Here is a 19881-nt window from a genome sequence, read left to right on the forward strand (position 1 = left end):
GCTCGCCGGGCCCCCACCGCTACGGCACCACGCGGGGGATGGCCCCCAGGGACGTCGTAGCCGCGGTGAGGATCGCTGCCACGGCCACCCACGCCCACCAGTAGCCCACCAACCGCACCTGCCAGCCGTTCGTGGCGTAGCGGCCCAACCGGGCCCGGTTCCAGACACCGATGCCGATGAAGAGGGTCACGAGGAGGTGGAACGCGTGGTAGCCGGCCAGGGCGAACCACGTGGAGGCGTAGGAGCCGTTGGCCACCCGGATCCCCGCCGTCCCGAGCTGGTAGGCCTGAAGCACCAGGCCGACCAGGACCAGCAGGGCCGCCAGCAGCAGGCCGAGCCGGAGGCGGCCGGGTCGGTCGGCTCCGGTCTGGGCCCAGTAGTAGAAGGCCAGGCTCACGACCATGACCCCGGCGATGACCCAGCCCAGCCCGATGGGCACCGTGTGGCCGCGCGGAGGGACCCACCCGTGCTCGGTGTTGAGGGCCCTGAGGTAGAGGTAGCTGAACACCAGCGACAGGAGGAACGCGGCGTCCCCGACGATGAGCAGCAGCACGCCGAGGCGTTGCGTCCTCCCGATCTCCTCGGGGCTGCCATGGGCGAGGATCGAGGCGTGGGTCTCGGCGGTCATCGGTCGTGCCCCTCACCTGTGGGCGCGGCCGGTTCGGGCGGCAGGACACCGTTCGCGCCGCCATTCACCACGCCAGCCGGGGTGAGTGCCGGTGTGGTGGCCGGCTCGGCAGCGGGTGTGGCCTCGCGGGATCCGTTCTCGCTGTAGCCGTAGAAGTCCGAGGTGACCACGGGCAGGACGGGGAAGTTCTCCAGCGGCACCGGCGTCGGGACCTGCCACTCCAGCGTCTTCGCCCCCCACGGGTTGCCCGGAGCGAGCTCCCCGTGCCGCCACGAGTGCAGGATCGCGTAGAGGAAGATGAGCATGCCGATGCCGATGACGTAGGCACCGATCGTGGACACGATGTTCCCCGTCGCGAACATCGCCGCGGGTTCGGAGACGCGACGCGGCTGACCGGCGAGCCCGACGGCGAACATCCCGAGGAACGTCACGTTGAAGCCGACCTGGGCGGTCCAGAACCCGATGCCGCCCCAGCGCTCGTTGAGCATGCGACCGGTCATCTTCGGGAACCAGTAGGCCAGCGCACCCAGCGCCCCGGTGAGCCCGGCGCCCATCAGGGTGTAGTGGAAGTGGGCGGTGACGAACATCGACCCGTGCATGGCCTGGTCCACTGGGACGTCGGAGAGGTAGATGCCGGTAATGCCACCGATGGTGAAGTTCCACAGGAGCGCATAGACGGCCATCACCGGCAGACGCATCCACACCGGCCCTCGCCACAAGGTGCCGAGCAGGACGAGGAAGAGCAGCCCGGTCGGGATCGAGATGAGCTCGGTGGTCACCATGAACGGCGCGTTCAGCGGCGGGGCCCACCCGGCCATGTACATGTGGTGCGCCCAGACGAACAGGCTCAGCCCGACGATGCCGCCGATGCCCAGCACCGCGCCGTTGAAGCTGAACAGCGGCTTGCGGGTGAACACCGGCGTGATCTCGAGCAGTGCGATGATTGCCGGCAGCAGGATCACGTAGACCTCGGGGTGGCCCATGAGCCAGAACAGGTTCGAGTACAGCCAGGGGTTGCCCCCGCCCGAGGCGACGTAGAAGGTGGCGCCCAGGGACCGGTCCATGGCCAGCTCGACCATGGCGACCATGAACATCGGGAAGGCGATGAGCCCCAGCGCGACGCTGGTCACGACGCCGAAGACGAAGATCGGGGTGCGGTTCCAGGTCATGCCCCGGGCCCGCATGCGGACGGCGGTGGTGGTGATGTTGGCGCCGGCCAGCGCCGTGGAGACGCCGAAGATGACGATGGTCACGAGGAACGCGTCCATGCCCGGCGGCGCCTGGTCCGACAGTGGGGCATAGGCCGACCAGCCGGTCGGGATGCCCCCGAGGAAGAACGCCGAGAGCAGCACGGGGATCGCGGCGAAGAGCAGCCAGTAGCTCAGGGCGTTCAGCCGCGGGAAGGCCATGTCCCGGGCCCCGATCATGATCGGCAGGATGAAGTTCCCGAACGGACCGCTCACCATGATGATCGTCGCGATGATCATGATGATGCCGTGCAACCCGACCAGCTCGTTGTAGGTGAGCGGGCCCACGAGCTGGTCTCCGGGGCTCGAGGCGAGGTTGGTCCGGATGAGCATCGCCAGCGTCCCGCCGACCGCGAAGAGCACCATCGTCGTGACGAGGTACTGCATCCCCACCACCTTGTGGTCGGTGGTGAACCGGAAGTAGCGCCATACCCCCTCGTCCTTGCCCGCGAGGAACTCCTCGTCCTGCGGTGACAGGTCACGGCCGAGCAGCCACCGGAACGGCCCCACGAACGCGCCCACCCCGACCAGGAACCCGACGGCCCAGCAGAGCATGGTGATCAGGGTGACCGCGTCGGTCTTGTGGTTGCCCTCCTCCGGCGAGGCCAGCAGGCCGTTGGAGATCAGCCACCCCAGGAACGCCAGGACGACGCCGAGCACGACACCCGTGACGACACTGAGGCGGCGCATCAGGCCACCTCCTGCGGGCGGTGCTGCCACGGGTCCTTGCGTGGTCATCGTGGCCATGACGTCCCCTTCCCTGTGGGTCGCCTCATGACGCCGCCTTCTGCGCGGTCCGCAGCCAGGCCGCGAAGTCGGTGCTGCTCAACACGTGCACCGGCGTCTGCATGTACGAGTGGTAGAGCCCGCACAGCTCGGCGCACCGGATGGTGAAGGTCCCGGTCCGGTCGGGCGTCACGTCGGCGGTGGTCGTCTCGCCCGGGTTGGCGTCGACCTTGATCCCCATCTGCACGATCCAGAAGGAGTGGATGACGTCCTTGGACGTCACGCGGAACTGGACGCGCTGGTTGACCGGGAGGTAGAGCTCGTCCGAGACCTGGTTGCCGGTGCGCGGGTAGTCGAAGGTCCAAGTCCACTGTTGGCCCGTCACGTTGACCACGAGCGGGGGAGTGCTCGCATTCGCCACGCTCGACGGTGGCGTGAGGACGACCAGGCCCCAGATCAGCAGGAACAGGCACAGGACCGTCGATGTGACCAGCCAGGTGGCCTGGACCCGCGCATTGCCGCGGATCGGGGGCGCCGTCTCCGGGGGAGCGTCCTTCCCGCGATGGCGCCACACCAGGAGGCTGTAGGCCAGGATGGCCCACACCATCGCGGCCACCGGCGCCGACGCGATGCTGAACCAGGTCACGGTCGACTCGATCTCGTGCATCGTGGGCGACGCGGGAGGGCCCATGACCCGGGCCGGGACGAAGAGGGCGAACAGCAGCAGGAGCACCGTGAACCCGGCCCACAGGAGCAGGATCGGGAAGACGGGCGGGCGGCGCCACCCCGGCCTGCCGGGTGGTGCCGGGGTCCGGGGTGGCTCGGCGCCGACGGGCGTCTCGGTCGCGGTCATCGTGTCCTGCCCCTCACTGTCCCGCTGCCGTCGTGGTGGCCGTCCCGGTCACCGTGACGGTGCCCTCCATGTAGGTCTGCGTCGACATGGGTCCGCCGAACTTCGCGTAGTAGCCGTCGCCGCAGGGGAACTCGCACTGGAACACGTAGTTGCCCGGCCCCTTCGTGATGAACGAGAACACGACCGTGTGGGGCTTGGGGTAGCCGTTCGCCAGGGCAGGGGCGTCGTCCGCCACCGCCGGCAGCGGCACCGAGACGAACAGCGGGTCCTGGTCGGTCACCAGGCTGTGCAGCGTGAACGTGTGCCCGATGTGCGCCGGGTCGACCGCGGTGACCGTCTTGCCGTCCACGGTCATCGTGTTGTCGACCGTGCCGTGCACCTGGGCGAAGTACGGGTTGGTGATCTTCTCGCCGGTGTCGTACTGCTGGATCGTCACCGTGACCAGGCTGTGCGCGGGGACGGACAGGTTGGTGGTCGGGCCGTAGGTCACCCAGCCCGGCTCGGCTCCGCCGTCCTTGCCGTGGGGCCCGGCCATGCTGTCCGGCCACGTCTGGAGTGTGAGGAAGGAGTGCGGCAGGCTTCCTTCGGGGGTGTTGGCGACGCCCTGGACGGTCGCCCGCAGCGGTGCCGGAGTGGGGGAGGAGTGAGCCAGCGACGCGCCGACCACCCCCACGGCGACGACTCCGCCGAGGACAGTCGCTGAAGCACCGATGAGCATGTGCATCCGTCTGACCACCTCCGGGCCACTCCCGGCGACCCCGTCGACGCGGAGGACCCACCCCGACTCGGTCGATGTTCCGAGAGTCGACCCGGCGCAGGTGACGGGCGAAGGGACCTTTGGCAGGGGTCGTTTCCGGCGGAAGCGCGCAATACGGATGGTTCGCCCGGTGCCTTGGTCCCGGACCGCACCGGGCGCGCGGACCTACCATCCGAGACGTGACGGAAGTCGTCGGTTTCCTCGGCCGGTGGGACCTGGCGCTCGTCCCGGCGGCGGGAGTGGTCGTGGCGGCGACGTCCTACCTGTGGGCGGTCCGCCGGTTGGCCCACCGGCGGCCCTCACCCCCGTGGCCGGGCTGGCGCACGTCGTCCTTCCTGACGGGCCTGGCGCTGCTGGCGTTCGTGGTCATGGGCCCGATCGGCGCCTTCGACGACGAGCTGTTCTGGGCCCACATGGTCCAGCACCTCACCATCATGATGCTGGTCGCGCCGCTCCTGCTCCTGGGCGCGCCGGTGCTGCTGGCCCTGCGGGCGTCCCGGCGGGACACCCGACGCCGCCTGCTGGTCCCGGCGCTGCGCAGCCGCCCGGTGCGGCTGCTCACCAACCCGGTCCTGACCTGGGTCCTGTTCGCCGGGGCGCTGATCGGCACGCACTTCACGCCGTTCTACAACTATGCGGTGAGCCACCCGGTGGTGCACGACTACGTCGAGCACCCGCTGTACCTGGGCGTGGCGCTGCTCTACTTCTACCCGCTCATCGGGGCGAACCCGGTCCCGCACGGCCCGGCGCCGCTCACGAAGGTGGCCTCCCTGGTGCTCATGATGGGGCCGGAAGCCATGACCGGGTTCTTCATCTACACCGCCCGCCACGTGCTCTACCCCGCTTACGCCGCGGTGTCCCCGCGCCCGTTCGGCCTTGACGCGCTGAGCGACCAGCAGCTCGGCGGCGGCCTCATGTGGTGCTCGGGCATGGTGATCGGCGCGACGTGGATCGCCGTCGCCACACAGGCGTGGCTGCGGGCGGAGGCTCGCAAGGGGCGCCGCATTGACCGCCAGATCGCCGCCGGGTTGCCCGGACCGGCCGCCTCGTGAGCCGGCGGGTGCGGGCCGGGGTCCCCGGGCCGGACGTGTCAACGGCCGGCGAGCGGCGGCGGGTCCGGCGTCTCAACGTCGTGGCCGCGATCGCCATCCCGGCGTGCCTTGCGGCGGCCGCCCTCGAGCTGGCCCGCGCCCGCTCCGGCAACCAGCTCAGCTGGGTCTACGCCTTCGAGTGGCCGCTCTTCGCCGCGTTCGGTGTGTACATGTGGAGGAGGCTGGTCCGCGAGCAGGCGCCCGGTCGCCAGGTGCGCACCGTCCCGCCCGCGGACCGGCAGCCCCGTCACCCGGCGGGGGATCCAGATGCCACAGCGGATCCGCAGCTGACGGCGTGGCAGGAGTACCTGGCGCGGCTGCACGCCCAGGAGCCGCCCGGTGGCCCACCAGGTGGTGGCTGATGCCCCCGCGCAGCCCGTTCCGGCCGGACCGTGCGCAGTTCGTGCTGGGGGTCGCCACAGCCCTGGCGTATGCCGTGGGCTACCCGCTCGCGCTCGTCGTCGGCTCGCCGTTCGGCTGGGTGCTCGTGACGCTCGGCGGCTTCCTGCTCCTGGCGTTGGGGGTCGTCTCCGTCCGGCGGATCCACCGCAGCGGCCGGGACGTGTGACACCTGCTGGTCAGCCGGCCAGGAAGCTGAGCTGCACCTGCCGGTCCGGGTTGTCCAGGTTGAGGTCGACCAGGCAGATGCTCTGCCAGGTCCCGAGCGTGAGGCGCCCACCGCGGACCGGCACCGTGGCATAGGGCGGCACCAGCGCCGGCATCACGTGCGAGCGGCCGTGACCCGGGCTGCCGTGGCGGTGCCGCCACCGGTCGTCGGCCGGCAGCAGGTCCCGCAGCGCGGCGAGCAGGTCCTCGTCGCTGCCGGCGCCGACCTCCAGGATCGCCAGCCCGGCGGTGGCGTGCGGCACGAACACGTGCAGCAGCCCGTCCCCGAGCTCGGAGACGAACGCGTCACAGTCGTCGGTGATGTCGAGGACGGCTTCCTGCCGGCCCGTCCGGTAGTTCCTGGTCTCGGTGCGCATGCCCCCATGCTGCCCGCCGGCCGGTCCGCGTGGACCGCCGGTATGCGCGGTCAGCCCTGGCGCACCGGCAGGACCAGCTGGGAGGGGTGCGCGGCGTCGTGGTGGATGCTCAGCACCCCGGCACTGCTGGCCAGCTGGGGCAGCGGCGCCACCAGGTGCGGGGTGTCGAAGGCGTGCAACGCGACCCGCAGCGTGTGCCCGGCCGGCAGGACGGCGCCGGTGGGGAACAGCTCGACCCAGGTCTCGTAGACCTGCCTCGGCGTCACCGGCAGCACCGAGGCCTTGGTGAACGGGTGGTAGGGCTGGAGCACGGTGCCGTCCACCACCCGGGAGCGCGAGCGGTCCAGCGCCCGCAGCGAGAGCACCTGCCAGCCGCCGGTGAGCTGGGTGACGGTCCCGTCCGGCGCCACGTCCTCCAGCCGCGCGGCGACCATGCCGTCGCGGGCCGTGGTCGACACGAACGTGCGCAGGCCTACGGGGCCGTAGAGGCTCAGTGGCGAGGTCAGCTTCAGGTCGTACGCCGCGCCGGTCGCGTCGTCGACGCGATGGTCGGTGGCGCACGGCGTGGTGGGCACGATGCCTCCCGTCCACTGCGACGAAGACCGGCTGCACAACCCCGAAACCGCCACGGGCGCAACGGGATCCGCGGCACCTGTGCCCGTTCCGGTCGTCAGGCGGCCGGGCGTCTGCCCCGTCGCCGACCCGGTGCCGGGGCCGGAGAGCTGCAGCGTGCGGGCGTGCACCGACGGCGGCATCCACGACGGGGCGGTGGCCCAGCCGCCGGAGCCCAGCTTCCAGTAGGTCACCGGCGCGACATCACGATCGAGGCCCGCGTCCGGCACGCCACGGACGTAGTGGTCGAACCAGCGCAGCGCCGCGGCGTCGAGGCTGGGCACCCCGGGGGCCGGCAGGTGCGGCTGGGACCCCGTGGCCGCCTCGACGTGCGTCCACGGCCCGACCAGCAGCCGGGTCGGCACCTTGCGCTGGCGCAGCCGCTCGTAGACCAGCGGCTCCCCGCGCTGGAAGATGTCGTACCAGCCGCCGACCACGAAGGTCGGCACGGTGACCTTGTCCAGAACGCTGATCGGCGAGCGCTGCCGGTAGAACGCCCCGTCATAGGCCAGGTCGTCGCCGGTCATCGTCGACATCAGCGTGGGCAGCTGGAACGCCCCGGCGCCGCCGAGGTGCGCCGCGAGGACCCCCGCCGCCATCACCGGGTCGGCGGCGGCGCTCGTCGGCGGCAGCACCCCGGTGGCCGTGACCAGCCCCAGCCACAGCGGGATGAAGCCGGCGTCCACCTGCCCGCCGGAGGCCACGACGTCGCGGTAGACGTCGGCCGCCGGCACGATCGGGAACGCGGCCTTCAGCCCGCGCGGGTGCAGCGCGGCGGTGAACAGCTGGTTGATGGCCATGTATGACGCGCCGAAGGTCGCGACCCGGCCGTCGCTCCAGGGGCGCCGGGCCGAGGCGGCCCACTCCACGACCTCCTTGCCGTCCTGCTGCTCGCGGGTGCCGAAGGAGTCCCACGTGCCCTGCGAGCCGCCGGTGCCGCGCACGTCGGTGATCACCTGCACGTAGCCGCGCTGCACCAGGTAGGTGTCCGGCGGGGAGATGACGGCGTTGGCCTTGTTGTACGGCGTCTGGGTGACGACGACGGGGAAGCGCCCCGGCGCCGGCTGCCCGGAGGCGCCGGCCGGGCGGATGACGTCGGCCCGCAGCACCGCGCCGTCGGACATCGTGATCTTCACGTCCCGCTCGGTGACCGTCCCGAAGGTGGCCGGGCGGGCGGTCCAGCCCGCCCCCGCGGCCGCGGATCCTGCGGCGCCCGGCGCGGGCGCCGGCCAAGGTGAGGGGACCGCGGAGCCGGCGGCGCGCGGTACGGCAGTGATGTCGTCGGGCAGCAGTGCCGCGGCGGGGGAGGCCTGGGCGGCGACCACCGCCGCCGAGACGAGCGCTGCGGCAAGGACCAGGGCGGAGCGGGACTGCGGCACGTGGCGCCTCCTACGCGGGGTGACCCGGACGTGGGGTCAACGACGCGGGCAGGAGGGGGTTATGCGGACGTCCGGTGCCTGGTCAGCGGCCGGCCGGCACGATCCCTTCGAGCTGGGCGACGAGCTCGGGGACCAGCTCGAACGCGGTCTCCTCGGCGACGTTCGGCATGCTGATGATCGCGTGGTCGATGCCCAGTTCGGCCAGGGCCCCGAAGCGGTCCACCGCCTGCGCGACGGTCATGCCTCCCTCGCCGCCGCCCCGGGAGAGCCGCAGCCGGCCCAGCGAGGTCTTCTCGATCTGCTCGTAGGGGCGGCCCAGCCGCTCGCAGTGCGCCTGCAGCACCCCCAGCTTGTGCTGCACCGCGTCGTGGCCCATCTCGAAGATGTTGCAGGCATCGGCGTACTCGGCGACCATCCGCAGCGTCTTGCGCTCGCCCATCCCGCCGATGAGGATCGGCGGGTGCGGCCGCTGCAGCGACTGCGGGGAGTTCAGCGGCCGCTCGAGCCGGAAGTGCTTGCCCTCGAACGGTTCCTCGTCCCCGGACCACATCTGCCGGGCGATCTGAAGGGTCTCCTCGAGGTGCTCGAACCGCTCGCCGAGCGACGGGAAGGGCACGCCCAGCCCGCGGTGCTCCTGCTCGTTCCACGCCGCGCCGATGCCGAGCCAGGCCCGCCCGCCGGAGAGCACGTCGAGGGTCGTCACCGTCTTGAGCAGGATGCCCGGGTGGCGGTAGGTCACGCCGGTCACCATCGCGCCGAGCCGGATGCGCTGGGTGACCCCGGCCGCGAAGGACAGGGCGGTGTAGGCCTCGAGCATCGGCTCCTCGGCCGCCCCGACCGAGCGGATCTGGAAGAAGTGGTCCATCACCCACAGGCTGGCGAAGCCGGATTCCTCCGCGGAGCGGGCGATGCGCGCGAACGTGGGCCTGATCGAGCCCGGGGCGTCGGGCCAGGTGAAGCTGGGGACCTGCAGACCGATCAGCATCCATCCATCATGCGCCCGGAACGGGCGCTTGCGGGGCCCTCGGCGCGCGTCCCGGCCGGCCGGCATACCTGTTCGTTAGCCTGCGGGGGTGACCCAGAGCTCCGACGTGACAGCCAACCCGGACGAGCCTGAGGCGGGGACCCCGGAGCCGGCCGACCCGCGGGCCGCGCGCGTCGCGGCGGCGGTCAAGGCCTGGCAGCGGCACCTGGTCGACCTCGGGGGGCGCAACACCCTGCTGTGGCACCGCGACCTGCCCTCGGGCACCCTCGAGCTGACCAACGCCCACCCGGGCGGGCTGGCCATGCTCCTGGCCGGCCGCGCGACGCGCCTGTCCGACCTGTTCCGGGAGCCGGCCGCCCTGGCCGAGGCCCGGCGCCGCGCCCGCGTCATCCGGGCCAAGACCACCGAGCTGCACGAGGAGCGGGGCATCGCGGCCGGCTTCGTCGCGGTGGGCATGGCCACCTGGCAGGTGCCCGGAGCCTCCCGGCCCCCGGCGGCGCCGGTGCTGCTGCGCTCCTGCGTCCTGCGTCCGCGCGGTGCGGCGCAGGAGGACTTCGACCTCGACCTGGGCCCGGACGTCGAGTTCAACCCGGTGCTCGAGCATTACCTGCGCAGCGAGCAGGGCCTCGACGTCGACGCCGACGCGCTGGCCGACATGGCCACGGTCACCGGCGCCTTCGACGCCGAGCCGGTCTACTCCGCGCTGGCCGCCGGGTGCGAGGGCGTGCCGGGGTTCACCATCGCCCCGCGCCTGGTGCTGGGCACCTTCTCCTACGCCAAGCTGCCCATGGTCGCCGACCTCGCCGCGCAGCTGGACACCCTGGCCGACCACGACGTCGTGGCGGCGCTGGCCGGGGACCCCTCGGCGCTCAAGGCCGTGCGCACCACGGTGCCCGAGCCGGTCGTCGACCCCGACCCCGACCGCGAGCACCTGGTCCTGGACGCCGACTCCTCCCAGCAGGCGGTCATCGAGGCCGTCCGCTCGGGGGCGAACCTCGTCGTCAAGGGCCCGCCGGGCACGGGCAAGAGCCAGACCATCGCCAACCTCATCTCCTCGCTGGCCAGCGACGGCCGGCGGGTGCTCTTCGTCGCCGAGAAGCGGGCCGCGATCGACGCCGTCGTCAGCCGGCTGGAGCGCCTCGGTCTCGGCGACCTCGTCCTCGACGCCTACGACGGCGCGACGAACCGCCGGCGCCTCGCCCAGGGCCTGGGCGAGACGCTCGAGCGCGCGCTCGAGGCCACCGACCCCGACCACGCCGCCGTCGAGCGCACCCTGGTCGAACGACGGACCCGCCTCGTGGAGCACTCCCGGGCGCTGCACGAGAGGCGCGAGCCGTGGGGCGTCAGCGCGTGGGACGCCCAGCTGGCGCTGGCCACGCTCTCCGCGCGACCGCACGCGCCGACCTCACGGGTGCGCATCCACGGCGAGGCGCTGCGCTCGCTGTCCCGGGACCGGGTCGCCGAGCTCAGCCGTGCGCTCACCGAGGTCGCGTCCCTGGGGGCCTGGACGCCCGGGCTCGAGGACGACCCCTGGTATGCCGCGCGGGTCACCTCCCCGGAGGAGGCCGCCCAGGCGCTGGAGATCTGCAGCCGGCTGGCCTCCGGTGGGCTGGAGGGGGTGCGGCGCCGGCTGGGGGAGACCCTGCGCGAGGCCGGACTGCCGGAGGCGGAGACGCCCGCCGACTGGGCCGCGGCCCTGGCGATGCTCGAGCAGGTCCGCCAGACCCTGGAGGTGTTCCGCCCCGAGGTGTTCGACGTGCCGCTGGTGGACTTCGTGGCTGCCACCGGCAGCTCCGCCTACCGTTCGCAGCACGGGATCAAGCTCGGCTGGTGGGCGCGTCAGCGCCTGCGCCGGCAGGCCCGGCGCCTGCTGCGGCCGGGCGCCCCGCCGCCGGACCTGCACCAGCGGCTGCAGCTGGCCCAGCGGCAGCGGGTGGAGTGGCAGCAGCTGGCCGGCGCCGGGGCCAGGCCCGAGGTGCCTTCTGGCCTCGAGGAGGCCGAGCGCGCCTGGTCCGCCCTGGCCGCCGAGCTGGGCTGGCTGGGGCAGCGCCTGGCGGAGACCTCCGGCGGCGGTGACCTGCTCGGCAGCCCGCTCGACGCCCTCCAGGTGCGCCTGGCGCTGCTGGCCTCCCGGGCCGACCGGCTGGCCGTGGTGCCCCGCGTGGTGACGGTGCTGGACGAGCTGCGCGAGGCCGGGATGGGCCCGCTGGTCGACGACCTGGCCACCCGCGGGGTGCTCGTCGACGACGTCGCGCCCGAGGTCGACTTCGTGTGGTGGACCTCCCTGCTGGACGACATCACGGTCCGCGACCCCGCCTACGGCGCCCACGACGGGGAGTTCCTGCGCCGCGTCGGCTCGGAGTACGTCGAGGCCGACCACGCCCACCTCGACGGGACCGTCGACCGGGTCCGCGCCGCGGTCGGTCGCCGGCTGCGCGAGGTCCTGGCCGACCACCCCGACCAGGAGGCGCTGGTCCGGGCCGAGGCGTCCAAGTCGCGGCGGCACCGCCCGCTGCGCGAGCTGCTGCCGCGTGCCGGCGAGGTCCTGACCGCGGTCAAGCCGTGCTGGGCGATGAGCCCGCTCGTCGTGGCGTCCGTGCTGCCGCCCGGGCGCTGGTTCGACGTCGTCATCTTCGACGAGGCCTCGCAGGTCCCGCCCGCCCAGGCGGTCTCGGCGATCTCCCGGGCCACCCAGGTCGTCGTCGCCGGCGACGAGCGCCAGCTGCCGCCGACGAGCTTCTTCACCGCGGCCGACGACGGCGACGCCGCGCCCGACACCGAGGCGCTGACGGAGGGGTTCGAGTCGGTGCTCGACGTGCTCACCGCCGCGCTGCCGGTGCGCCGCCTCACCTGGCACTACCGCTCCCTGGACGAGCGGCTCATCGCCTTCGCCAACACCCACGTGTATGACGGGTCGCTCGTCACCTTCCCCGGCACCAGCCTGGACCCGGTGGTCCGCCTCGACCTCGTCGACGGTTCCGCCCTGGTCCAGCCCGGCCAGGAGGCGATCGAGAGCACCGAGGCCGAGGTCGACCGGGTCGTGCAGCTGGTCCTGGAGCACGCGCGCCGGCGGCCGCAGGAGTCGCTGGGCGTGATCACGCTGGGGATCAAGCACACCGCCCGGATCGAGGACGCGCTGCGGGCCGCGCTCGTGGACGCGCCCGGGGTCGGCTCGTTCTTCGACGAGGCCGCGCCGGAGCGGTTCTTCGTCAAGAACCTCGAGCGGGTCCAGGGCGACGAGCGGGACGCGATCATCCTCTCGATCGGCTACGGCAAGACCCCGCACGGCCGGGTCCTGCACCGCTTCGGCCCGCTCAACCTCGAGGGTGGCGAGCGCCGCCTCAACGTGGCGATCACCCGGGCCCGGCGACGGATGACCGTCGTCGCCGCCTTCGGCGCCGACGACATGGACCCGGCCCGCCTCAAGGCGCGCGGGGCGGTCATGCTGCGGGACTTCCTCGCGTATGCCGCGAACGGCGGCTCCACGGGCCGCGTCGCGGATGCCACCCGCGGGACCGCAGCGGGGGCGGGGCTCGACCCGCTCGTGGCGGACTTCGCCCAGCGGCTGCGCTGGGAGGGGCTGGTCGTGCACGAGCGCTACGGCAGCTCGGGGCACCGGCTCGACCTCGCGGTGGAGGACCCGCGGCGCCGGGGCCGGGTCCTGGTCGCCGTGGAGACCGACGGCCCCGGCTACGCCGCGATGACCAGCACCCGCGACCGGGACCGGCTGCGCATCGAGCAGCTGCGGCGCCTCGGCTGGGAGCACGTGCGGATCTGGAGCACGGACCTGTTCCGGGACCCGGCCCGCGACGTGGCCCGCGTGACCGCCGCGCTGCGCGGGGCGTCCCGGGCGCTGGAGCTGAGCGAGAATGGGGCCCTGACGTCACCGCGCCCGGGCGAGCAGGAGTCCATCCACTCCGCCGCACCGGGGGCCGGCGCTTCCGGCGCCACAGCACCCACCGCGTCGGTGGCTTCGGTCGGGACCCTCCAGGGGGCCCTGCCGGGATTCGACGAGCACGAGGAGGAGCACGTGTCGACCGCCGACGAGCCGACGACGCAGGCTGTTGACCAGGACGCCGAGCCGATGGGCGACTCCGGGGACGTCGTCCCCGGGCCGGCTGCGGAACACACCGCTCCGCGGCTGTCCGGTCAGGAGCCGGGGCCGGAGTCCGGGTCGGAGCCAGAGGCCGCGGACGACGGTGGGGACGCCGCCGACGAGGCTGCCGACGCCCGACCCACGGTGCCGGTGCGACGGAGCGCGCCCGAGCAGACCCGTGACGACACCGACGCCGCGTGGGGCGAGCGCCGCGACGAGGACGCGCACGACCGCTGGCTGCAGGAGCAGCGCCCGCCGCACTGGGAGTGACGCTCGGTTGTCCATGGCATGACGAAGGCCGCGGGACCTCGCGAAAGCGTGGTCCCGCGGCCTGTTCGTTTGCGGGCCACGGTCACCGTCGCGAGCGGAACGGCCTGGCGCTCGGGAGGGGAGCAGCGGCAGGCGGCCTCAGTAGGCGTTGCTGCGCTCGCGGAGCAGGTCGCGGATCTCCTGGAGCAGCAGGATGTCCTCCGCCGGGGCCTTGGGCTCAGGCTCCTGGCCACGCTTGCGGCGCTCGGCGATGGCGTTCATGGGCATCACGATCAGGAAGTAGACGACCGCTGCGGTGATCAGGAACGTGATGACCGCGTTGATCATCGCCGACACGTCGACGGTCGTGGCCTTCTCGATCGCGGGGCTCCCGTGCTTGAGGGAGAACGACAGGCCGCTGCTCTGCGGTCCGCCGAAGACGTTGAGCAACGGCTTGATGATGTTGCCGACCAGCGTCTGCACGACAGCGGTGAACGCCGCGCCGACGACCACCGCAACCGCGAGGTCGACGACGTTGCCGCGCATGAGGAAGTTCTTGAAGCCCTTGATCATTCGTGCGGTCCCTTCGGTGTGGCGGGCATACCCGCCCGACCGTAGCGGAGCCGGATTCAGGGCTGGCAGGGGGCGATCACCGGGTGGTCAGCGGTCGGCACGGTGAGCGTCACCCCGGCGCGGAGGCGCCGGCGTCAGCGGTCGGCGCGCAGGGTGAGTGTCACCCCGGAGCCCACGGACGCGGCACCGGCGGCGCGAGCCAGGGCGGCCGCCTGTGTGTCGGAGACGGCGACCACCACGCCCGGTGCGGCGTCGGAGGAGGCGCCCGCCCCGAGCAGGCCGGTCGGCCCGCCGGCGCCCGCAGACGTCGCGGAGCCGTCGGTCGCGAGGACGAGCAGGTCGCTGCCGACCTGCCGGCCGGTGGCGTTGTCGATGAGGTCGACGTGGTCGCCGGGTCGGACCATCGCGGTCATCCGGGCATCGGGCACGGCCACCCGGGCCGCGACCTGACCGGCCGGCAGCCCGGTCAGCAGGCCGGGGCCGTGCAGCCGTGCGGGCGTCAGTGCGTCGCCGGCCGAGAGGGGTGAGGACACCCGGTGCCCGACCAGTGCCGCGACCGAGGAGGTGGCCCCGGCCGGCGCCGTGCCCGGCGCCCAGCGGGCCGGCCGCAGGTCAGCGGCCGTCAGCTGCTGCCCGGCGGCGAGGTCGTGCGCGGCGACCAGCACCGGCACGCCGGTGACGGCCGGGGTCGGCAGGAACGCGGAGAGCGCCAGCCACGCGGCGACTCCCACCAGCAGGGCCGCGAGGACCCGGCGGGCACGGGCCCGGCGCCAGGCCGCTCGTCGCCCCGGCCCACGCCAGCCGGCCAACAGGCCCTGGGCCCGGCCGCCAAGGCTGGCGGGGTGAGGGTCGAGCAGCCCGGCGCCGGCGCTCATGGCAGCTCGATCGGCAAGGTGATGCCGTCCAGGGCCCGGCGGCAGGCGCAGGTGGCCGTGGCGTCGTCCTCCGCGGACGGCATCTCGGCGATGGTCGAGGCGAGGACGGTCTTGAGGTCATCGACGTTGCGGGCGAACACCCGCAGCACCTCCTCGTGGGTGACGGCCTCCCCGCCCTCAACCCCGGCGTCATGGTCGGTGACCAGCGCGATCGTGGTGAAGCACATCGCCAGCTCACGGGCGATCGCCGCCTCGGGCATCGCGGTCATGCCGACCACGGACCAGCCGGCCTGCTGGTGCCAGTGCGACTCGGCGCGGGAGGAGAAGCGCGGCCCGTTGACGACCACGAGGGTGCCGCCGTCGGTGACGTCCTTGCCCGCCTCGTGGGCCACCCGCGTCACGACCTCGCGGCCGCGCGGGCAGTAGGGGTCGGCGAAGGCGACGTGCACGACCGGCCCGACCGCGTCGTAGACGGTGTGCTCCCGGCCCCAGGTGCGGTCGACCACCTGGTCGGGCACGACGATGGCTCCCGGGCCGAGCTCGGGCTTGAGCGACCCCACGGCGCACGGCGCGAGGACCTGGCGCACGCCGACCGAGCGCAGCGCCCAGAGGTTGGCGCGGTAGTTGACCCGGTGCGGCGGGAACCGGTGGCCCTGCCCGTGGCGGGCGATGAAGGCGACCTGCCGGCCGGCCAGGGACCCGACCACGACGTCGTCGCTGGGGTCGCCGAACGGCGTGGTGACGCGCACGCGCTCGGCGCCCTCGAGGAACTCGTAGAACCCTGATCCGCCGATGACGCCGACGTCGGCGCGCGGGCCGGATGCGGTGGGGGAGGAAGTCATGCGGGCGAGACTAGCCGCGGGCCTGCACCGTCCCGAGGGGCCACCGGAGCCCTGTGGACGATGGGACGAACGCCCGGGGGCATGTGGACAACCCGGGTCAGTGGACCGCCGGCGCCCACCCGCCGGAGCGGCGGATCAGGCCGCGGAGCCCGCCCCGGTGGAGGTGCTCGACGAGGTCGAGGACGACGAGCCGGAGCCGGACGACGAGCCCGACGACGAGGTCGAGGACGAGGAGTCGCCGGAGGAGGAGGAGGAGGAGGAGCTCGAGCCGCTGTCGGACTTGGCCGCCGGGACGCTCGCGGAGGAGCCCGAGCGGGAGTCGGTGCGGTAGAAGCCCGAGCCCTTGAAGACCACGCCGACGGCGTTGAACAGCTTGCGCAGCCGGCCCTCACACGCGGGGCAGACGGTCAGCGAGTCGTCGCTGAAGGACTGCACGACCTCGAAACGGTGATCGCACGCGGTGCACGCGTAGGCGTACGTCGGCACGGGGTCCTCCTGTATCAGCACTCTCGGGCAACGAGTGCCAGAAGTGTACGACGGATCCGCTCCTGGCTTGACAACTGAACAGACAGGTCTGTCTACTTATCTCGGGTCACCGACCCCCACCAGCTCACCCCACCAGCTCACCCCCCATGCGGAAGAAGGAACTCTCATGAAGATCGCCGTCCTCGGCACCGGCATGGTCGGCCAGGCCATCGGCACCAAGCTGGCCGCTCTCGGCCACGAGGTCGCCATGGGCTCGCGCGACGCCGACAACCCCAAGGCCACCGACTGGGCCGCCGGTGAGGGCCACCGCACCGCGGCCACCTTCGCCGACGCCGCGGCGGGCGCCGAGCTCGTCGTCAACGCCACCGCGGGCGTGGCCTCCCTGGAGGCCCTCGAGCTGGCCGGCGCCGACAACCTCGCCGGCAAGGTCCTGCTGGACATCGCCAACCCGCTGGACTTCAGCAACGGCTTCCCGCCCTCCCTGTCGGTCGTCAACACCGACAGCCTCGGCGAGCAGATCCAGCGCACCTTCCCCGGCGCCAGGGTCGTCAAGAGCCTCAACACCATGAACTGCGAGGTCATGGTCGACCCGGCGCGCGTCGGCGGCGGCGACCACGACGTGTTCGTGGCCGGTGAGGACGCCGACGCCAAGGCCACCGTCACCGAGCTGCTCGCGTCCTTCGGCTGGACCCCCGAGCACATCCACGACCTCGGCGGCCTTGCCGCGGCCCGGGGCACCGAGATGTACCTCCCGCTGTGGCTGTCCCTCATGGGCTCCCTCGGCAGCGGGAACTTCAACATCAAGGTCGTGCGAGGCTGACGGCCATGAGCGCAGCCCGCGACCGGATCCTCGACACGGCCTTCCGGCTCTTCTACGCCCACGGCGTCCGGAGCGTCGGGGTCGACACGATCATCGCCGAGTCCTCCGTCGCCAAGGCCACGCTCTACAAGCACTTCCCGGGCAAGGACGACCTGGTCCTTGCCTACCTCGAGCGGGTCGACGCCGGATGGCGCGGCTCGCTCGAGGCCGCGGCCACGGCGGCCGGACCGGACCCGCGCGACCAGCTCGTCGGGATGTTCGACGCGCTGACCGCGGCCTGCCGTCGCGACGGCTTCCACGGCTGCGCGTTCATCAACACCGCCGCCCAGTCCGAGTCCGGCACGCCGGTCCACGCCCGCACGGTGCAGCACAAGGCCGCGGTCCGGGACTGGGTGCGTGGCCTGGCCACGCAGGCCGGGGCGCAGGACCCGGACTCCCTGGCGACCGCGCTGACCCTGCTCCTCGACGGCGGCCTCGCCACCGGGGTGCTCGACGGCCGGCCCGAGGCCGCGGAGGCGGCCCGGTCGGCCGCCGCCACGCTGGTTGCCGCGGCCTGCCCGCGCGACTGACGGCACGGCATACCGGCCTGGGTGTGCCGTGCCGTCACCTCCGCGTCCGGTCCCACCCCGGCACCACCGCCCGCCCGGGGTGATGCCAGGGGTGATGCCCGGGGACGGGGCGGGGTTGTGCGGGCGGGCGTGGCGCGGCAGGGTGTCGGCCATGCCCAGGCCGACCTGCGACTGCCCCGCCGGATACACGACGTACGAGCAGTTCTGGCCGTACTACGTGGCGATGCACTCCCGGTCCAGCACGCGCTGGGCCCACCTCGTCGGCACAACGCTGGGCGCCGCCACCGCCGCCCACGGGCTGGTCCGCCTGCGCAAGCCGTCGTGGCTGCTCCTGTGGCCGCTCATGGGCTACGGCTCGGCGTGGCCCAGCCACTTCTTCATCGAGAAGAACAACCCGGCCAGCTTCGGCCACCCCGCGTGGTCGCTGCGGGGCGACTTCGAGATGATCCGCTGGATGCTCACCGGGCGCGACGCCGAGCTCAGTGCGATCGCGGAGGCGTGGTGGCGCGAGCACGACCACGCCGCAACAGCCTCGAGCGCGCAGGCTCCGGCTCTCCGGGCCGGCTGACCCACCCCGCGAGCCGGCCCCGCTGGCTCACCGCGCGGATCCGGCGCTCGACCTGGCGACGGGTCTCGGCCGTCGCCACGACCAGCAGCTGGTCGCCGCGGCGCAGCACCGTGTTGGGCGCCGGCACGAATGACTCCTCACCCCGCACGACGAGGGTGACGTTGGCGCCCTTGGGCAGCCGCAGCTCGAAGACCTCGACGCCGTGCAGGTGCGACTCGTCCCCGACCTGCACCTGGAGCAGCTCGGCGCGCAGGTCCTCCAGCGGCGTCGCCTCGACGTCGAGGTCGAGCAGCCGGTCCGGGTCGGTCAGCCGCAGCCGCCGCGCGATCCACGGCAGGGTCGGGCCCTGGACCAGGGTGAAGATGACCACGAGGACGAAGACGAGGTCGAACAGCCACGTGACGTTCGGCGTGCCGACGGTCAGCGGCACGGTGGCCAGGACGACCGGCACCGCCCCGCGCAGGCCGGCCCAGGACAGGAACACCTGGTCGCGCCACGGCACCCGGAACGGGGTCATCGACACCAGCACCGACAGCGGCCGGGCGACCAGCAGCAGCACCAGGCCGATGACGACGGCCTTGCCGACCTGGCTGGGCAGCCGCTCGGGGGAGGCGAGCAGGCCGAGCAGGACGAACAGGCCGATCTGCGCCAGCCAGCCGACGGCCTCGGCGAAGCCCCGGACCGCCGGGCGGTGCGGCAGCGCCATGTTGCCCAGCACGAGGGCGGCGAGGTAGACGGCGATGAAGCCGCTGGTGTGGGCCAGGGTGGCCACGGCGTAGGCCAGCACCGTCAGGGCCAGCACGCCGAGGGAGAACAGGCCCGAGGACTGCGGTGCGATGCGGCGCAGGGCCCGCCCACCGGCATACCCCAGGACCAGCCCGATGGCGCTGCCGCCCAGCAGCTCGGCGGTAGCCAGCAGCACCAGCTGCCACCAGGTGTGCGTCTGGGCATGGGGGGCGGCCTGCTCGGCCAGCGCGACCACGAGGATGACGACCGGGGCGTCGTTGAAGCCGGACTCGGCCTCGAGCATGCCGGTGATCCGGCGGGGCAGCGGCACCCGGCGCAGCACCGAGAAGACGGCGGCGGCGTCAGTGGAGGACAGCACGGCACCGACGAGCAGCGCGATGCCCCAGGGCAGGTCGAGCAGGAAGCGGGCGGCGATGCCCACCACCCCGACCGAGACGACCACGCCCAGGGTGGACAGCAGGGCGGCGGGTGCGACCGAGCGCCGGATGCCGTCCCAGTGGGTGGTCAGGCCACCCTCGGCGAGGATGAGCACCAGCGCGCTGTAGCCCAGCACCTGGGTCAGCTCGGCGGAGTTGAACCGGATCCCCACCCCCGCCTCGCCGATCACGAGCCCGATCGCGAGGTAGAGCAGCAGCGACGGCAGGCCGGAGCGGACCGAGAGGCGCACCGCGGCCACGGACAGCAGCAGCACCAGGGCCCCGACCAGCAGGGCAGGGCTGAGCGCCTCGACGGTGAACACGGCTGGCGCCACCTGTGCCGTCACGTCCACCGTCCTCCTCGCCGTGCGTCGGATGC

General features: G+C 73.1%; 19 protein-coding genes. 7 read left to right on the forward strand and 12 right to left on the reverse strand.

Annotated elements, in window-relative coordinates; translation table 11 throughout:
- Window positions 1-19: 19 nt before the first annotated feature.
- The 4 genes from AC3ANM_RS14340 to AC3ANM_RS14355 all read right to left on the reverse strand — a co-directional run bounded on the left by AC3ANM_RS14340 (window position 20) and on the right by AC3ANM_RS14355 (window position 4178).
- Window positions 20-628 (reverse strand): cytochrome c oxidase subunit 3, encoded by a 609-nt coding sequence (locus AC3ANM_RS14340; RefSeq protein ID WP_488285092.1) that lies wholly within the window; start codon window positions 626-628, stop codon window positions 20-22.
- On the reverse strand, window positions 625-2565 hold the full coding sequence (locus AC3ANM_RS14345) for a cytochrome c oxidase subunit I (RefSeq protein ID WP_488285093.1): 1941 nt from the start codon (window positions 2563-2565) through the stop codon (window positions 625-627). Before AC3ANM_RS14345 ends, AC3ANM_RS14340 begins: the two co-directional genes overlap by 4 nt.
- Window positions 2566-2647: 82 nt before the next feature.
- Complete coding sequence (gene coxB / locus AC3ANM_RS14350) at window positions 2648-3454, reverse strand: cytochrome c oxidase subunit II (RefSeq protein ID WP_488285094.1); 807 nt, start codon at window positions 3452-3454, stop codon at window positions 2648-2650.
- 13 nt (window positions 3455-3467) lie between these two features.
- Window positions 3468-4178, reverse strand: a complete 711-nt coding sequence (locus AC3ANM_RS14355; RefSeq protein ID WP_488285095.1) for a hypothetical protein — start codon at window positions 4176-4178, stop codon at window positions 3468-3470.
- Window positions 4179-4390: 212 nt separating this feature from the next.
- Between AC3ANM_RS14355 and AC3ANM_RS14360 the strand changes: the two genes are divergently transcribed.
- The 3 genes from AC3ANM_RS14360 to AC3ANM_RS14370 are packed head-to-tail and all read left to right on the forward strand — an operon-like array spanning window position 4391 to window position 5870.
- Complete coding sequence (locus AC3ANM_RS14360; protein ID WP_488285096.1) at window positions 4391-5263, forward strand: cytochrome c oxidase assembly protein; 873 nt, start codon at window positions 4391-4393, stop codon at window positions 5261-5263.
- A 35-nt stretch (window positions 5264-5298) separates the two neighbouring features.
- A complete protein-coding gene (locus tag AC3ANM_RS14365; protein ID WP_488285097.1) occupies window positions 5299-5664 on the forward strand; it encodes a hypothetical protein in 366 nt (121 codons plus the stop codon).
- Window positions 5664-5870 (forward strand): hypothetical protein, encoded by a 207-nt coding sequence (locus AC3ANM_RS14370; RefSeq protein ID WP_488285098.1) that lies wholly within the window; start codon window positions 5664-5666, stop codon window positions 5868-5870. The genes AC3ANM_RS14365 and AC3ANM_RS14370 overlap by 1 nt, the downstream gene beginning before the upstream one ends.
- Window positions 5871-5880: 10 nt before the next feature.
- Here AC3ANM_RS14370 and AC3ANM_RS14375 read toward each other — a convergent pair whose 3' ends face one another.
- The 3 genes from AC3ANM_RS14375 to AC3ANM_RS14385 all read right to left on the reverse strand — a co-directional run bounded on the left by AC3ANM_RS14375 (window position 5881) and on the right by AC3ANM_RS14385 (window position 9261).
- The gene (locus tag AC3ANM_RS14375) at window positions 5881-6285 is read right to left on the reverse strand and encodes a secondary thiamine-phosphate synthase enzyme YjbQ (RefSeq protein WP_488285099.1); all 405 of its coding nucleotides are present in this window, start codon (window positions 6283-6285) and stop codon (window positions 5881-5883) included.
- Window positions 6286-6335: 50 nt separating this feature from the next.
- A complete protein-coding gene (locus AC3ANM_RS14380; protein ID WP_488285100.1) occupies window positions 6336-8276 on the reverse strand; it encodes a CocE/NonD family hydrolase in 1941 nt (646 codons plus the stop codon).
- Window positions 8277-8358: 82 nt separating this feature from the next.
- A complete protein-coding gene (locus AC3ANM_RS14385) occupies window positions 8359-9261 on the reverse strand; it encodes an LLM class F420-dependent oxidoreductase (protein WP_488285101.1) in 903 nt (300 codons plus the stop codon).
- 88 nt (window positions 9262-9349) lie between these two features.
- Here AC3ANM_RS14385 and AC3ANM_RS14390 point away from each other — a divergent pair, with 88 nt between their 5' ends.
- Complete coding sequence (locus tag AC3ANM_RS14390) at window positions 9350-13627, forward strand: AAA domain-containing protein (protein WP_488285102.1); 4278 nt, start codon at window positions 9350-9352, stop codon at window positions 13625-13627.
- Between the two features lie 138 nt (window positions 13628-13765).
- Here the strand turns inward: AC3ANM_RS14390 and mscL are convergent, their stop codons facing one another.
- The 4 genes from mscL to AC3ANM_RS14410 all read right to left on the reverse strand — a co-directional run bounded on the left by mscL (window position 13766) and on the right by AC3ANM_RS14410 (window position 16382).
- Complete coding sequence (gene mscL / locus AC3ANM_RS14395) at window positions 13766-14179, reverse strand: large conductance mechanosensitive channel protein MscL (protein WP_488285103.1); 414 nt, start codon at window positions 14177-14179, stop codon at window positions 13766-13768.
- A 134-nt stretch (window positions 14180-14313) separates the two neighbouring features.
- Window positions 14314-15054 carry a Flp pilus assembly protein CpaB gene (gene cpaB, locus AC3ANM_RS14400; protein ID WP_488285104.1) on the reverse strand — a complete coding sequence of 247 codons (741 nt, stop codon included), beginning with the start codon at window positions 15052-15054 and terminating at the stop codon, window positions 14314-14316.
- Window positions 15051-15896, reverse strand: coding sequence for an S-methyl-5'-thioadenosine phosphorylase (locus tag AC3ANM_RS14405; RefSeq protein ID WP_488285105.1), 846 nt, complete (start codon window positions 15894-15896; stop codon window positions 15051-15053). The genes cpaB and AC3ANM_RS14405 overlap by 4 nt, the downstream gene beginning before the upstream one ends.
- A gap of 135 nt (window positions 15897-16031) precedes the next feature.
- Entirely contained in the window at window positions 16032-16382 is a 351-nt protein-coding gene (locus AC3ANM_RS14410) for an FmdB family zinc ribbon protein (RefSeq protein ID WP_488285106.1), read from the reverse strand.
- Between the two features lie 166 nt (window positions 16383-16548).
- Between AC3ANM_RS14410 and AC3ANM_RS14415 the strand changes: the two genes are divergently transcribed.
- The 3 genes from AC3ANM_RS14415 (at window position 16549) to AC3ANM_RS14425 (ending at window position 18339) form a co-directional block, all read left to right on the forward strand.
- Window positions 16549-17202 carry an NADPH-dependent F420 reductase gene (locus AC3ANM_RS14415; protein WP_488285107.1) on the forward strand — a complete coding sequence of 218 codons (654 nt, stop codon included), beginning with the start codon at window positions 16549-16551 and terminating at the stop codon, window positions 17200-17202.
- 5 nt (window positions 17203-17207) lie between these two features.
- Entirely contained in the window at window positions 17208-17771 is a 564-nt protein-coding gene (locus AC3ANM_RS14420) for a TetR/AcrR family transcriptional regulator (RefSeq protein WP_488285108.1), read from the forward strand.
- A gap of 151 nt (window positions 17772-17922) precedes the next feature.
- Window positions 17923-18339, forward strand: a complete 417-nt coding sequence (locus tag AC3ANM_RS14425; RefSeq protein ID WP_488285109.1) for an Mpo1-like protein — start codon at window positions 17923-17925, stop codon at window positions 18337-18339.
- Here AC3ANM_RS14425 and AC3ANM_RS14430 read toward each other — a convergent pair.
- Window positions 18251-19849 (reverse strand): potassium/proton antiporter, encoded by a 1599-nt coding sequence (locus AC3ANM_RS14430; RefSeq protein ID WP_488285110.1) that lies wholly within the window; start codon window positions 19847-19849, stop codon window positions 18251-18253. The genes AC3ANM_RS14425 and AC3ANM_RS14430 overlap by 89 nt on opposite strands.
- Between the last annotated feature and the right edge of the window lie 32 nt (window positions 19850-19881).

Source organism: Oryzihumus sp. JJN4-3R (genome assembly GCF_057747915.1).